The organism is Haloarcula sp. Atlit-120R, from assembly GCF_003665885.1.
Lineage (GTDB): Archaea > Halobacteriota > Halobacteria > Halobacteriales > Haloarculaceae > Haloarcula > Haloarcula taiwanensis.
Map to the genome: position 1 here is coordinate 945,950 of NZ_QPLN01000001.1, position 13,244 is coordinate 959,193.

Below are 13,244 nucleotides of genomic sequence, written 5' to 3' on the forward strand. Positions count from 1 at the left end.
TTAATCGTCCGCGGGCTGCTGTTCGATCGATTCGATACCGGGGATGCCCTGGACCCCCATCTCTGCGAGTTCCTGTTTGAGGCCCTGCGGGTCCTCGACGTCCTGTGACAGCTCCATCGCCTGGGCGAAGTTTTTCACCAGCCCACAGTTGGGGCCTTCAGGCGTCTCGGAGGGACAGATGCGCCCCCACTGGGTCGCGTGCAGGTCCCGTGCCTCGAAGTGGGGCTGGGAGCGGCTGAGCGGCGAGCGCAGCCGCCGGAGGTGCGAGAGCACCCCCATGAAGTCGGTCCGGTCGACCAGCTGGCTCACGCCGGAGCGGCCGCCGACCCAGTTCCCCGTCGCGATGGGGTGTTCGAGCCGCTCGGTCAGCACGTCCGAGCGAACGACCGTCGAGACGGAGAGCTGCCGGTTGCGCATGTTGGCCCGTTCCAGCTGGTATTTCACGTCCCGGGCGAGCTTGTTCAGCGCCGTCCGGAACAGGTCCGTCATCAGGTCGCCGCTGACCTTCAGCCGCTTGTTCGCGTAGTGGTCCTTGTCGTCGGATTCGCGACGGCCAAGCGCCAGTTCGAAACACGCCTCGGCCATCCGGCAGAGGTAGAACGCCTTGTTGATGCGGACCTCCTCTTCCTCGACGCCTTCCTCGTGCAGATGCGGGAGGAGATAGCGGTCGATGACGTAGTTGGCTCGCTTGAGCTGGTAGTTCTTGCCCTGCCCGGAGGCGACGCGCTTGCCCAGCGTCTCGATTGCTTCCTCGGTCGTCTGGACCTCGGCCTCCTCTAGGTTCTCCAGCATGAACTTCACGATTTCCGGGTCCTCGCTGACGCGGTGGACGATTTCCTCGTCCGATTCCAGCCCCAGCGCGCGCACCAGCGTAACGAAGTCGATACTGCCCGAGACGGACGGGAACGAGACTTCCAGCAGTCCGTCCCGCGTCCGCTCACACAGCACCAGCGCGCGGTAGCCACGGCGCTGGGAGAACGTCTTGGCGACCTGCACCTCGTCGCCGTACTTGGTGTCGTACTCGGCCAGAATCTTGTTCGGGGCGAGGTCCTCGCTGGTCATCAGCACCCGCTCGGAGCCGTTGACACAGAAGTAGCCACCGGGGTCTGCGGGGTCCTCGCCGATGTCGATGAGCTCCTCGTCGGTGAAGCCCGCGATGTTGCACTTGTTCGACCCGACCATGATGGGCATCCGCCCGATCTTGGTCTCGGTCCGGTCGACGACTTCCTCCGGTTCCTCCTCGCCACCGCGGACGATGGCCATCTCCATGAACACCGGCGCGGAGTAGGTAATGTTGCGGAGGCGGGCTTCCTGCGGATACAGCAGTTCCTCGCTGCCGTCGGCCTCGCGGACTCGAGGGGTGACGACGCGGACGTCGCCCAGTTCGACCCACACCGGTTCCTGTCCTTCCTTGTCGCCGATGTCAGTCTCGATGGTCTCTTTCTCGTCGACGACCTGCTGCATCCCTCGGTCGAGGAATGCGTTGAACGAGCGGAAGTGGTGTTCGGCGAGCCGTTCCTTGGCGAAATATTCACGCGATATAGCGCGGCGATCTTGTGTGTCCATTATTCTACCACCAGTCGATAGACAACTGCGGTGTCGGTCGTCCGGGAGTCGCGTTCGATCCGAACCACGTCACCGACTTCGGCGTCGTCCGGCAGCGCCTTGTCGGTGCGCTTGATCTTCGGAAGGTCCGTCTTCTTGATGTCATACTCCGTGAGTACTGCTTCGAGGTCGTCCTCGTCGACGACACTGTGGTCTGGGACGAGGTCGTGTTGACTTACATCTACCATGTGTGTGCGTGTGCGTTTGGCCTGCTGCTGGAGAAGGTGGCTGTCACGAGATACTACAGGGCCGTACTGTCGGGGCGCATATAACACTTACCAAGTCGCTCTGCCGTGGCTATCGGACCCGCCCACCCTCACGGACTGCGGGCGTGGTTGCTCTTACCAACCACATAACGCAGACCGGACATAGAACTTTGGGTCCCGTCATGTGCATTCATCCCGGGGCGGGTCTCTTTGGAAAGTCTTAATACTGACACCAAGGTACGAAAGAATGCAACGAAGGCCCGGATGGTGTAGTGGCCCATCATACGACCCTGTCACGGTCGTGACGCGGGTTCAAATCCCGCTCCGGGCGTTCTATTGCGACCAAACTGACGAGCGCTATGCAGTGCGTGCTCGTAGGCTGCCCGGATGGTGTAGTGGCCCATCATACGACCCTGTCACGGTCGTGACGCGGGTTCAAATCCCGCTCCGGGCGCTTCTTCGAAATCAAATCATCAAGCGACGCGTTTTATCGCCGTCGTACGGACCGCTGGTGCGTTATTAGTAGCCGTCCAGCAGGCAGTAAACACCGCCTACGTGCCGAGAAAACGGCGTATACTGATGTCACAAGAGCAGTAGCAGGTGGCCGGGGAAGTTCCCCCGTGGCCTGTCATAGTGTCCGTCCACCGGGGTCGGACGTGCTATCACTTCACGTGGGATGGCATATGTTTTGTGTTGGGTGTAAGGCGTGCCGATTAGCGGCTGCCAGCGACAAACTGTTTACCAGGCCCCGCAAAAGAGAGGCCATGGAGGACGTGGATGGCGAGGACATGCCCGGCGCAATCGTCGAGGCGTTCCTCGAACGCGAAGAGGGCGTCCGGGCGCTGCTTGAGGAACTGGAGAAGCTCACTATCGAGGGCCGGCACGAGGAGGTCCGCGACCGTGTTCGCAATCTGGCCGACAGCGACGAGTCGGTGTTTTACACCGTGGCGTTCAGCCTCACCAATTCGCGGCAGTTCTTCGGCGACGTGGAAGCACAGCTGGACGTGACCGCCGCTGACCGGTTGCGGGACCTCGCCGACACGTTTCCCGCACTAGCTGAGCCGTTCAACATCGTCCGGACGGAGCGGGCGGACGACCGCCTCAATCCGGTGACAGACACGAGCTACGCGGTGAGCTACCACCGGGGTGTCGAATCGCCAATGGTGACCTACAGCCCGCTGTCAGGCGAACAGGAGCTGTACGAATCCCGCGGGACACCAAGTGAAGTGTTGCGGGTCGCGTCTGACCTCACGGGCGCGACGACAGACGCGCTGGACGTGGCGATGGATAACGACTACTCGGTCAACACGGAGGAACTGAGCGCGCTCATCGACCGCCGCGAGGAACTGGAGACTGAGCTGAGTAAGCTCCGAGACCAGCTCGACGAACTCCGGCGGACACCGGTCTCAGACGAGTAGGGGTCGTGGACACCGAGCGCACAGTTTCAGCTGACAGACCCGAGCCACAGTGCCGCAACTGGGGCGTTTATGTATCGCGGCCGTAAATGCACAGGTACGACTTGCTATGGGAATGGACCGACTCGAAGATCAGGTCGAGAAGGAGGGGCGGGACCTGTCGATCCTCGAAGCCGTCATCGAGAACGGGCCGATCGGCATCGTTCGGCTCGCCGAGGAGACAGGGGTTCCGAAACACAAAGTGCGATACTCGCTACGGATGCTGGAAGACGACGAACTCATCGAGCCGACGCCGCAGGGAGCGATTCCGGTCGACAACATCGACGAGCGGGTAGCGACGATCAACGACGGCATCGACAGACTTATCGAGCAGTTGGACGGGCTGCGAGACGTATTCTCGTCTACAGAGTAGCCAGAACGGTCAGTCGAACCCGTTTCCGTGGCAGTAACCCTTTTCGAACGCCGATGCGATGGGTCGATATGGATGTCGCTCTCATTAGCGATTCGCATATTCCGTCCCGGGAACACGAGATTCCGCCGTCGTTCCGGGAGCGCATCGAGGTCGCCGACCACGTCATCCACGCCGGTGACTTCGACAGCAAAGGAGCACTCGCTGACAGCCAGCACATGGCGGCGGAACTGACCGCCGTCTCGGGCAACATCGACCCGCAGATCGGGTTGCCAGAACGGGCGACAGTCGAACTCGGTGGCGTCACGTTCGTCGTGACACACGGGACTGGCTCACAGCAAGGCTGGGCAGACCGTGTCGCCGCTGCGGTCCGCGAGGAAGCCGACAGTACCGCTGTCGGCGTCGCCGGTCACACTCACGAACTTGTTGACACCGTCTACGAGGGCGTGCGGCTGCTTAACCCCGGCAGCGTCACGGGAGCTTCGCCAGCAGACCGCCCGACGATGTTGACCGCGACAGTCGAGGATGGGACGCTCGACGTAGCAGAGCACGAGCTGTAAAGCGCAGCGCTGTCGCGGCTCGCTCCCGCGTACCGGCAGCTGTTGCCACTGTTGGCCGGCTTTGCAGCGAACGCGGGTCTTTTTCCCGCAGGGACCGCAGGAGTGGTATGGAAGTCTTCGCGGTCGAGGGGCTGCCCGAGGTTCGACCTGGCGACGAGATAGCCGAGTTGCTCGTCGAGCAGGCCGACCTGCGGGATGACGACGTGGTCTGTGTCGCCAGCACCATCGTTTCCAAAGCCAGCGGACGCGGCCGGTCGCTGTCGTCGTACGAGCCAGGCGAGCGCGCCGAGCGCATCGCGGCGACCATCGAGGACATCGCCGGTGAGGAGAAAGACCCTCGAATGGCACAGGCGATTCTCGATGAGTGTACTGAGGTGCTGGTCGAAGCCCCCTTCATCCTCGGCGTGACGGAGTTCGGGCATATCACCGTCAACGCGGGCATCGACCGCTCGAACGTGCCCGGCGCGGACCTCCTCTTGCTCCCCGAAAACCCGACGGCGGAGGCCGAAGCCATCCGTGCTGGCATCCGCGAACAAGCGGGGGTGGAACCCAGCGTTATCGTCACCGACACGTCAGGCCGCCCGTTCCGCCTCGGCCAGCGCGGCGTCGCACTGGGCTGGGCCGGTCTTTCTGCGTCACGGGACTGGCGTGGCGAACACGACCGCGACGGCCGTGAACTCGAAGCCACCGTCCAGGCCGTCGTCGATGAACTCGCCGCCGCGGCCAACCTCGTCACCGGCGAAGGCGACGGCGGAACACCCGCCGCAGTCGTCCGCGATTTCGACTTCGGCGACCACGCGGGCAGCGAGCAACTGTTCCGCGACCCGGAGAAGGACGTAGTCAGACAAGCACTCAGACAGTGGTCACATGTACGCGATTGAACTCACCCCGGAACACCCGGTCGCACAGCTCGCCTCGTTTGCCGAACAGGCTGAATCGAACGCGCTCGACGCCGTCTACGTCAGTCACCACTACAACAACCGCGACCAGTTCATGTCGCTGACCGCGATGGCCGAGCGGACCGACGAGGTACTGCTCGGCCCCGGCATCGCGAACCCCTACGAAACGCACCCAGTGACGCTAGCGTCGCGGGTCGCAACGCTGGACGAACTGAGCGACGGCCGGGCGGTCTTCGGCATCGGGCCGGGCGATAAGTCGACGCTCAGCAATCTCGGCTTCGACCACGGCGACGCGCTGCGACGCGTGCTTGAGACGTTCAAGACCGCCCGGAAGCTCTGGGACGGCGAGCGGGTCGACCACGACGGGACGTTTGAGGCCGTCGACGCCGGGCTGAACTACGAGGTCGGTGAGATTCCGGTGTACGTCGGCGCGCAGGGGCCACACATGACCCGGATGGCAGCGAAACACGCTGACGGCGCGCTGTACAACGGTGCGCATCCGAAAGACCTCGCGTGGGCACGCGAGCAGGTGGAGGACATGGCCGACGAGCGACCCGAGGAGTACGGCGAGTTCGACCTCGCGGCCTACGCCAGCGTCTCGGTCGCCGAGGACGCGACCGAGGCACGGGAGGCCGCGCGGCCGCCGGTCGCGTTCGTTGCCGCCGGCTCACCCCCGGCAGTGCTCGACCGCCACGGCATCGACCACGAGGCCGCCGAAGATATCGGGCAGGCGATCTCCGCCGGCGATTTCACGGCCGCATTCGACGGCGTTACCGAGGCGATGCTGGACGCGTTCTGTATCGCCGGGACGCCGGAGACGGTGGCCGAGCGCACGGCGGTGCTGGAAGAACACGCAGACAGCGTGGTGTTCGCGTCGCCGCTCGGGCCGGATGTCGAGACGGCTATCGATTTGCTTGGGGCGGTCCGCGACCGCCGGAGCCGCTGAACAGCGAAAGCACGGCCCCCAGCGACAGGTACCCGAAGAAGGCGACCGAGACGGTCGTGATGACGGCACCGACGGCGAGCATAAGCGCCGCCAGCGGGTCGTTCAGTGCCACGTCGATAAACCAGCCGGGCATGTCGATGATGCTCTGGAGCAGTTCCGACAGCAGTCCTTGCATTACCTGAACGTTAGCGTGGCCCTACTTTGCGTTTGCGTTCCCGGCCACCACACGGGCGCTCGAGAGCCGCTCTCGTCCGGAGTTACAATCGAGCGCCCTTACGCGACGGGTTCGAGTTCCGCTGAGAAGTGTCTGAGTTCTTCCATCGGTGGCTCCCAGACGATTTTCAGGCCGGTGTACTCGTCGCGGCGGTCGCGGACGCGAGCAGCGGTCTCCGCGATGTGTTCGAGGTGTTCGCGCCAGTATGTCCGGCGGGGCAGGGCGAGGCGGACGAGTTCCGGACGGTCGGTCCCGGGGAAGGCGAACGAGCCGAGTTCGACTGTCCGGACGCCGCCTTCGCGGTAGAGTTCACAGACGAGGCGCTGCCCGGGGAACTGGTCGGCGGGAATATCCGGGAACAGGGCCGCGGCATCAATGTAGACGGCGTGACCGCCGGTCGGCGTGACAATCGGGATGTCGCGCTCACGCAGGAGGTCGCCGAGGGTCGCGACCTGTTCGATCCGCTCGGCGACGTACGGCGGTTGGACCGCTTCCCGGAGACCGGTGGCCATCGCTTCGAGATCGCGACCCGCGAGGCCCCCGTAAGTCGGAAACCCCTCGTACAGGATCGCGCGCTGTTTGCACTGTTCGAACAGGGCAGCGTCGCGAACGGCAGTGAACCCGCCGATGTTTGTGAGTGCGTCCTTTTTCCCACTCATCGTGATTGCGTCTGCGGGACGCAACTGCTCGCGAGCGATTTCATTGAGGGGCGTGTCGGCGTATTCGGGGTCCCGTTGCTTGATGAACTGTGCGTTTTCGGCGAACCGACAGGCGTCAATGACGAACGTTGCGTCGATTTCCGTGGCGAAGGCGGCCGTCTCGCGGATGTTCGCCATCGACACTGGCTGGCCGGCGGCGGAGTTGTTCGTGATCGTCAGGACGACAGCCGAGACGGCGTCCTGCCCGTACTCCTCGACAGCGCCCCACCCTCGCTCTGTGGCGAAGTTGCCGGCAAACGTCCCGACGCTATCAGTGGTCAGGTCCGTCTCTGCCGGGCAGTCGACTGCAGTAGCGCCTTGATTCGTTACGTGTGCGCGGGTGGTGTCAAAATGCGTGTTGTTGAGCACGACGTCACCCTCGTCCAGTAGCGCCCCGAACAGGACGTTCTCCGCGCCGCGGCCCTGATGTGTCGGCACCACGCGGTCGAATCCCATCACGTCAGCGACCGCCTCACGGAAGCGTTCGAACGAGCGCGAACCGGCGTAGGCCTCGTCCCCGCGGACCACGTCCGCCCACTGGTCGTCGCTCATCGCGCCAGTCCCCGAATCAGTCAACAGGTCGATAAAGACATCATCCGCAGCGAGGTTGAAGACGTTGTGTCCGGCTTCGCTGAGCGCGGTCTCACGTCGCTCACGGGGCGGAAGCTGTATCGACGTTACCGATTTAGCCTTGTACGAGCGCATGCTGTGTCGCAGTACGCCGATTGACTTATTCCCCATCTGATATTTTGTGTACAGAGGTGGGCTGAGATGTCCATCACCAGCCGAGTACGGCTATCGGTGGACAGGTGTTTCTGGCAGGCCAAAATAGCGGGCATTTTGGGGCCACAACTGCTGGAGGGACGTATGAGCGTTCGCGAGGAATTCGACGCGTGGGCGGCCGAAGGCAAAGACAGAGGGATGGAAGACCGGCACTGGCACACCGCCAAGCACGTCCTCGCCCGGATGCCGGTCGAACCGGGCGACACGGTCCTCGACCTCGGAACGGGGTCGGGCTATGCGCTCCGTGCGCTTCGGGACACCAACGACGCCGGGCCCTGCTATGGTCTCGACGGGTCGCCGGAGATGCTCCGGAACGCCCGCGAGTACACGGACGACGACGGTATCGGGTTCCTGCGCGGGGACTTCGACGCCCTGCCGTTTGCGACCGACAGCATCGACCACGTGTTCTCGATGGAGGCGTTTTACTACGCCAGCGACCCGCCACACACGCTCGAAGAAATCGCACGAGTGCTGCGACCGGGCGGGACCGCCCACATCGCGGTGAACTACTACGAGGAGAACGTCCACTCCCACGAGTGGCAGGAGTTCATCGACATCGAGATGACACGCTGGAGCGCCCCGGAGTACCGCGAGGCCTTCCGCGAGGCGGGGCTGGCCGTGGCATCACAGGACACCATCCCCGACCGCGAGGTCGAGATCCCGCCGGCGGATGCGTTTCCAACCGACGAGTTCGAGACCCGAGAGGCGATGGTCGAGCGCTACCGCGAACTTGGGACGTTGCTGACTGTCGGCATCGCCACGGAATAACGGCCCGGATAGCCGGTCAAAACACGGACCTCGGCCGGAACGACCGACAGAGTATTTTGTGGCCGCAGGCAAAACGAAGGAGTATGGCCGAAGATACCTCGCTGGAGGACTTTCTCGACGGTGGCGACAAGAGCGAGGATGGGGGAGAGAACGGCACGTCTGCGAGAGATGAGACGACAGAGACAGAAAGCGAAGCCTCCGACGCCGAAGCCTCGACCGACGGGGTCGACCCGGCCGTGACGACGTACGCGTGGTCGCCCGATGGAGCGGCCTGCGCCGAGTGTGGGGAGGTCGTCGAGCGGCGGTGGACACAGGACGGCATCCTCGTCTGTGGGGCGTGTAAGTCCTGGTGAGCGGCGCTACCGGCCGCGAACCGGATGTGTGTTGTTCTCACCCATCCACAGAGTTACATACGCGCACGCCATAGACGCGGCTACAACTGAACGGCCCGGAGGATGTGGTACCCCACACAAGACACTTACTGGTCGACAGGGCAGACTATCCTACCAGTCCCCGTGCCACGGCGTCGTCCCACGAGATTGCGACTATGACAGACACTGACACCTCACGCAGTCAACAGTCGGACAGTCCTCTCCGCGACGCCACACGCGTCGCCAATCAGGTGATCGAAAACGTCGAACAGGTCATCGTCGGGCAACACGACGCCATCGAACACATCGTCATCGCGCTGCTTGGACGCGGTCACGTCCTGCTTGAGGACGTCCCCGGCGTCGGCAAGACGATGTTAGCCCGTTCCGTCGCGGCGTCGTTCGACGGCGAATTCAAGCGCGTCCAGTTCACGCCGGACCTCCTCCCGACCGACGTGACCGGTGTCAACATCTACAACCAGAAGACACAGGAGTTCGAGTTCCGGCCGGGGCCGATCTTCGCCAACGTCGTCCTCGGAGACGAGATCAACCGCGCGCCGCCGAAAACGCAGTCGGCGCTGCTGGAAGCGATGGAGGAACAGCAGGTCTCGGTCGACGGGACCACACACCCCGTGCCACAGCCGTTCACGGTCATCGCTACGCAGAACACGGTCGAGCAGAACCGGGCCTACGACCTGCCGATGGCCGAACTCGACCGGTTCATGACGAAGCTCCATCTGGGGTATCCGAACGAGGCGGCGGAGACGGAGATGCTGGGTGACGTGGTGGGCCACCACCCCATCGAGGAACTGTCGTCGGTCGCCACGCTCGAAGCGCTCTCCGCCGCTCGGGAAACAGTAGCCGACGTGACCGTCGAAGAGCCGATCCGGTCGTACGCGACCCGACTCGCGCGGTACACGCGGGAGAACGCACAGCTGGGTGTCAGCCCGCGAGGGAGCATCTCGCTGCTCCGGGCGGCACAGGCCCGCGCCGTACTCGACGGCCGCAGTTACGTCATCCCCGACGACATCCAGACTGAAGCGCCGGTCGTCCTGCCACACCGCATCCGGACCGAGCGCAGCGAGCAGGACGCCCGGGAACTCGTCGCGGAGGCACTCGATACCGTCTACGTCGAATGAGACCGACACGCCGTGGTTTCGCCGTCCTCGCCGTCGCCGTTGCCGCCCTATTGGTCAGTGCCAGATTCGGGCAGCCCGGGCTTACTGCCGTTGCCGGCCCGCTGTTCGTGGGTGTGTTCGCCGCCGCCGTGCAGGTTCGCTGGAGCGGCGCACCGACCGTCGAGCGGGGCCGCCTCCGCCGCGGGTTTCCCGGCGAGACGAAGCCCGTGGAGTTCCGCGTCGACGGCAGCGGGATTGCGACGGTCACCGACCGGCTTTCTGAGGGGCTTGAGGGAGAGACGACAGTCCGGAAGTCCCTGCCCGCGACGGTGACCTACCGCGTCACCTACACGGCCCGGGGCGAGCAACAGGTCGGCCCAGTCGACGTGACGGTGACGGACGCGCTTGGGCTCGTCAGGGAGCACTACACCATCGGAAACAGAACCGACGTGCTCGTGTATCCGCCCGTCTACCGGCTGGGCGGGACAGACGCGTTCGCGCAGACGTTCACGCCGGAAAACGAAGACCGGCAGTCGTTCGACCGATTGCGCGAGTACGTCAGCGGCGACTCCTTGCGGGACGTGCACTGGAAATCCAGCGCCAAGCGCGAGGACCTGTTAGTCAAGGAGTTCACCGACAGCCGAAGCGACCGGACCCTGCTCGTTGCCGCGGAAGCCCAGCAAGGGCACGCCGACGCGATGGCCGCTGCGGCGGCGACCATCGCGATGGCCGCGCTGGAGAGCGGTCTGGCCGTCGAACTTGCCGTTCCGAACGATGGGGTCGAACAGGGGTACGGCGACACCCATCGGACGCGACTGCTCGAACTGCTGGCCCGTGCCGACGCGGGCCGGACCGACCGTGTGGACGACGCTGACGTGGTCGTCACGGCCAACGGCGACGGCGTCACGGTGTCGGTTGACGGCCGCCGCCAGTCCTTCGGCGACGTGACCGCCAGCCGTGACAACCCCATCGCGGGCGAGGTGAACGGATGAGTGCCGCCGTCACGGAACGGGTCCGCGGCCGGGTCTCGTGGAGCGGGTCCCGGATACTGGCGTTGCTTGGGGCGGCGCTGGCCATCGGCGCGCCACTGCGGACGATGTACTACCTCAGCGACGTGGTCGGCGACCCGACCCTGTTTCTGGCGCTTGCCGCGCTCTCGTTCGTGGGTGCAACGCTGCTTGCCCGCGTGCTCAGACCGCCCCTCGCGGTCGGTGTCGGCGCAGTGCTGTTCGCTGGCGGACTCGTCGCGTACATCCTGAGCCTCTCGACGAATCCGGCGGTGACGGACCTGCTGGGGGATACCGCCGCCCTGCTGACCGGGCGGTCGCTGCTCCAGATCGCCAAGGTCAGGCTGTGGGTGCTGTCGTTCGCGCCGGCACCGGTGTTTCTGACCTGGTATTTCGCGCTACGGCGCTGGTACGTGACGGCGACGGTGGCGGCCGGCACAGCGCTCGCGTTCTTTGCCCTGACGACCGACGCCGGTGTGGTGACGACCCTGCTGGGCGTCGTCGGCATCGCGGCGACTATTGGGTTCGGGACGCTCGATACACTGTCAGCGGACGAGCCGGCAGACCTGACGAGGCGACCCGACGCGATGACTGGCGGTGACGCGACGGAGCACCCGGACGACGGCGGCGAGGGAATCGACGCCGGGCGGCGCGCTGTCCTCGAACAGCTGGCGGCGATCATCGTCGTCCCGGCGGCGCTGTCACAGGTACCAATCACCCGTGACAGCTTGCTATCGTACGACGACGGGTCGGAGGGTCAGACCGTCGAGGGGAGCCTCTTCGATGCCGGGGAGTCCCTCTCGGTACAGGGGAGCATCTCGTTGACGCCTGAGATACGGTACACTGTCGAAAGCGAAGAACCGCGCTACTGGCGGGTCGCCTCCTACGACCGCTACACCGGTAACGGGTGGGTCCGGACTGGAACTCCACGCCCGTACGGCGACCAGCGCCTCGACAGCCCACCGGGTGAAACTCGGACGCTTCGACAGGAGTTCCGGGCAGAGTCGACCATCGGGACTGTTCCGGCCGCCTGGAAGCCCGTTCGCTACTCTGGGGGACCGTCGGTCTCGGTCTCCAGCGAGGGCGGATTCCAGCCCGACGGCACGCTGTCGACAGGCGACAGCTACGAGGTCAGGAGCGAGCTGCTCGTGGCGACCCCGGACGGGCTGCGTGAGGCCGGGACCGACTACGACGACGCGACCGTGGAGCTGTACACCCAGCTCCCCGACAGCACGCCGGACCGGGTTGAGGAACGGACGGCTATTCTCACCGCGAACGCCGAGAACCCGTACGAGACAGCGCTGGTCATCGAACGCTGGCTGCAGGACAGCAAGGGCTACTCACTTGACGTCGATCGACCCGGTTTCAACGTCGCCGACGCCTTCCTCTTCGAGATGGACGAGGGGTACTGCGTCTACTTCGCGACGACGATGGTGACGATGCTCCGGACCCAGGGCATCCCGGCGCGCATGACCGTCGGGTACACCTCCGGCCAGCGAATCGACGAGAACGAGTGGGTCGTGCGCGGGCTGAACTCCCACGCGTGGGTCGAGGTGTACTTTCCTGGGCAAGGCTGGGTGCAGTTCGACCCGACGCCGTCCGGGCCGCGCGAAGAAGTCAGACAGCAACGTATCGAGGACGCGAATGCGGACGGACCGTCGCCCACTGTCGGCGACGGAGACCCGGTGGAGCAGTACACGCCATCCGATACGTCGACGCCCGCCCCGTTGACTGAGACCAACGATACCGAAACCGAACCGACTGAGACGCCGACGGCCACCGAAACTGACACGCCAACCAGCACGACAGGAGCGTCCGACACGGACGAGTCGACGGAGTTGCGCCTGCCGGCGCTCCCGTCGCGCGAGGAGATGACGCTGGGCGTCGTCGCGCTGCTCGGCATCGCAGCGGGCGCGCGCCGGTCCGGCCTCAGCGAGCGAGCGTACCGGGCGGTATGGCTGCGCTACCAGCGTCGTGTGGACCCCGAGTCCGATGTCGAGCGGGCGTTCCAGCGGGCCATGTACATCCTTTCAAAGGACCACCGGAGCCGCAAGAGCGGTGAGACAGTACGGGCGTATCTCGACGCGATAGAGGCCGACGACCGGGTCCGGCGACTGGCCGCGCTACGGGAGCGACTCCGGTACGGCGGCGAGGTCGACGAAGCGATTGCCGACGAGGCAGTCGAACTCGCCGATGGAATCGTCTCTGACCGGTAGTCCCCGACAGTGTTTAATAGGTCGTGTTCGTA

The 13,244-nt window shown here is 64.8% G+C and carries 14 protein-coding genes and 2 tRNA genes; 12 read left to right on the forward strand and 4 right to left on the reverse strand.

Annotated features, from left to right (window positions below; genetic code table 11):
• Complete coding sequence (locus tag DVK01_RS04900) at window positions 1–1,566, reverse strand: DNA-directed RNA polymerase subunit B'' (RefSeq protein ID WP_101351177.1); 1,566 nt, start codon at window positions 1,564–1,566, stop codon at window positions 1–3.
• Window positions 1,566–1,793 (reverse strand): DNA-directed RNA polymerase subunit H, encoded by a 228-nt coding sequence (locus DVK01_RS04905; protein ID WP_004515447.1) that lies wholly within the window; start codon window positions 1,791–1,793, stop codon window positions 1,566–1,568. The genes DVK01_RS04900 and DVK01_RS04905 overlap by 1 nt, the downstream gene beginning before the upstream one ends.
• Window positions 1,794–2,069: 276 nt before the next feature.
• On the opposite strand from DVK01_RS04905, the gene DVK01_RS04910 reads away from it, so the two are divergent.
• The 7 genes from DVK01_RS04910 (at window position 2,070) to DVK01_RS04940 (ending at window position 6,040) form a co-directional block, all read left to right on the forward strand.
• Window positions 2,070–2,142 (forward strand) — tRNA-Asp (locus tag DVK01_RS04910).
• Window positions 2,143–2,192: 50 nt separating this feature from the next.
• Window positions 2,193–2,265 (forward strand) — tRNA-Asp (locus tag DVK01_RS04915).
• A 310-nt stretch (window positions 2,266–2,575) separates the two neighbouring features.
• Window positions 2,576–3,229, forward strand: coding sequence for a hypothetical protein (locus DVK01_RS04920; RefSeq protein ID WP_101351178.1), 654 nt, complete (start codon window positions 2,576–2,578; stop codon window positions 3,227–3,229).
• 112 nt (window positions 3,230–3,341) lie between these two features.
• Window positions 3,342–3,638 (forward strand): winged helix-turn-helix transcriptional regulator, encoded by a 297-nt coding sequence (locus tag DVK01_RS04925; protein ID WP_198560194.1) that lies wholly within the window; start codon window positions 3,342–3,344, stop codon window positions 3,636–3,638.
• Between the two features lie 68 nt (window positions 3,639–3,706).
• A complete protein-coding gene (locus tag DVK01_RS04930) occupies window positions 3,707–4,195 on the forward strand; it encodes a metallophosphoesterase family protein (RefSeq protein ID WP_101351180.1) in 489 nt (162 codons plus the stop codon).
• Between the two features lie 107 nt (window positions 4,196–4,302).
• Window positions 4,303–5,076 (forward strand): coenzyme F420-0:L-glutamate ligase, encoded by a 774-nt coding sequence (locus DVK01_RS04935; protein ID WP_121535666.1) that lies wholly within the window; start codon window positions 4,303–4,305, stop codon window positions 5,074–5,076.
• Window positions 5,063–6,040: a 5,10-methylenetetrahydromethanopterin reductase gene (locus tag DVK01_RS04940; protein WP_121535669.1), complete on the forward strand. Its 978-nt coding sequence runs from the start codon at window positions 5,063–5,065 to the stop codon at window positions 6,038–6,040. Before DVK01_RS04935 ends, DVK01_RS04940 begins: the two co-directional genes overlap by 14 nt.
• On the opposite strand, the gene DVK01_RS04945 is transcribed toward DVK01_RS04940, so the two are convergent.
• Window positions 5,997–6,215 carry a hypothetical protein gene (locus DVK01_RS04945; RefSeq protein WP_004516066.1) on the reverse strand — a complete coding sequence of 73 codons (219 nt, stop codon included), beginning with the start codon at window positions 6,213–6,215 and terminating at the stop codon, window positions 5,997–5,999. The two genes, DVK01_RS04940 and DVK01_RS04945, sit on opposite strands and share 44 nt — an antisense overlap.
• Window positions 6,216–6,313: 98 nt before the next feature.
• The gene (locus DVK01_RS04950) at window positions 6,314–7,657 is read right to left on the reverse strand and encodes a tryptophanase (RefSeq protein WP_121535672.1); all 1,344 of its coding nucleotides are present in this window, start codon (window positions 7,655–7,657) and stop codon (window positions 6,314–6,316) included.
• A 162-nt stretch (window positions 7,658–7,819) separates the two neighbouring features.
• On the opposite strand from DVK01_RS04950, the gene DVK01_RS04955 reads away from it, so the two are divergent.
• From DVK01_RS04955 to DVK01_RS04975, 5 genes are all read left to right on the forward strand, one after another.
• The gene (locus DVK01_RS04955) at window positions 7,820–8,503 is read left to right on the forward strand and encodes a class I SAM-dependent methyltransferase (protein ID WP_101351183.1); all 684 of its coding nucleotides are present in this window, start codon (window positions 7,820–7,822) and stop codon (window positions 8,501–8,503) included.
• Window positions 8,504–8,586: 83 nt separating this feature from the next.
• Window positions 8,587–8,856, forward strand: coding sequence for a hypothetical protein (locus DVK01_RS04960; RefSeq protein ID WP_101351184.1), 270 nt, complete (start codon window positions 8,587–8,589; stop codon window positions 8,854–8,856).
• Between the two features lie 194 nt (window positions 8,857–9,050).
• Complete coding sequence (locus DVK01_RS04965) at window positions 9,051–10,010, forward strand: MoxR family ATPase (RefSeq protein WP_101351185.1); 960 nt, start codon at window positions 9,051–9,053, stop codon at window positions 10,008–10,010.
• Window positions 10,007–10,981, forward strand: coding sequence for a DUF58 domain-containing protein (locus DVK01_RS04970; protein ID WP_121535675.1), 975 nt, complete (start codon window positions 10,007–10,009; stop codon window positions 10,979–10,981). Before DVK01_RS04965 ends, DVK01_RS04970 begins: the two co-directional genes overlap by 4 nt.
• The gene (locus DVK01_RS04975) at window positions 10,978–13,212 is read left to right on the forward strand and encodes a transglutaminase domain-containing protein (RefSeq protein ID WP_121535678.1); all 2,235 of its coding nucleotides are present in this window, start codon (window positions 10,978–10,980) and stop codon (window positions 13,210–13,212) included. Before DVK01_RS04970 ends, DVK01_RS04975 begins: the two co-directional genes overlap by 4 nt.
• Window positions 13,213–13,244: the final 32 nt, after the last annotated feature.

Excerpts from the sequence above, each read along its gene's own strand:
- DVK01_RS04975 (WP_121535678.1), top strand. The coding sequence starts at position 10,978 with ATGAGTGCCGCCGTCACGGAACGGGTCCGCGGCCGGGTCTCGTGGAGC.
- DVK01_RS04900 (WP_101351177.1), bottom strand. The coding sequence starts at position 1,566 with ATGGACACACAAGATCGCCGCGCTATATCGCGTGAATATTTCGCCAAG.
- DVK01_RS04925 (WP_198560194.1), top strand. The coding sequence starts at position 3,342 with ATGGACCGACTCGAAGATCAGGTCGAGAAGGAGGGGCGGGACCTGTCG.
- DVK01_RS04935 (WP_121535666.1), top strand. The coding sequence starts at position 4,303 with ATGGAAGTCTTCGCGGTCGAGGGGCTGCCCGAGGTTCGACCTGGCGAC.
- DVK01_RS04970 (WP_121535675.1), top strand. The coding sequence starts at position 10,007 with ATGAGACCGACACGCCGTGGTTTCGCCGTCCTCGCCGTCGCCGTTGCC.
- DVK01_RS04940 (WP_121535669.1), top strand. The coding sequence starts at position 5,063 with ATGTACGCGATTGAACTCACCCCGGAACACCCGGTCGCACAGCTCGCC.
- DVK01_RS04930 (WP_101351180.1), top strand. The coding sequence starts at position 3,707 with ATGGATGTCGCTCTCATTAGCGATTCGCATATTCCGTCCCGGGAACAC.
- DVK01_RS04955 (WP_101351183.1), top strand. The coding sequence starts at position 7,820 with ATGAGCGTTCGCGAGGAATTCGACGCGTGGGCGGCCGAAGGCAAAGAC.
- DVK01_RS04950 (WP_121535672.1), bottom strand. The coding sequence starts at position 7,657 with ATGCGCTCGTACAAGGCTAAATCGGTAACGTCGATACAGCTTCCGCCC.
- DVK01_RS04960 (WP_101351184.1), top strand. The coding sequence starts at position 8,587 with ATGGCCGAAGATACCTCGCTGGAGGACTTTCTCGACGGTGGCGACAAG.
- DVK01_RS04965 (WP_101351185.1), top strand. The coding sequence starts at position 9,051 with ATGACAGACACTGACACCTCACGCAGTCAACAGTCGGACAGTCCTCTC.
- DVK01_RS04905 (WP_004515447.1), bottom strand. The coding sequence starts at position 1,793 with ATGGTAGATGTAAGTCAACACGACCTCGTCCCAGACCACAGTGTCGTC.
- DVK01_RS04945 (WP_004516066.1), bottom strand. The coding sequence starts at position 6,215 with ATGCAAGGACTGCTGTCGGAACTGCTCCAGAGCATCATCGACATGCCC.
- DVK01_RS04920 (WP_101351178.1), top strand. The coding sequence starts at position 2,576 with ATGGAGGACGTGGATGGCGAGGACATGCCCGGCGCAATCGTCGAGGCG.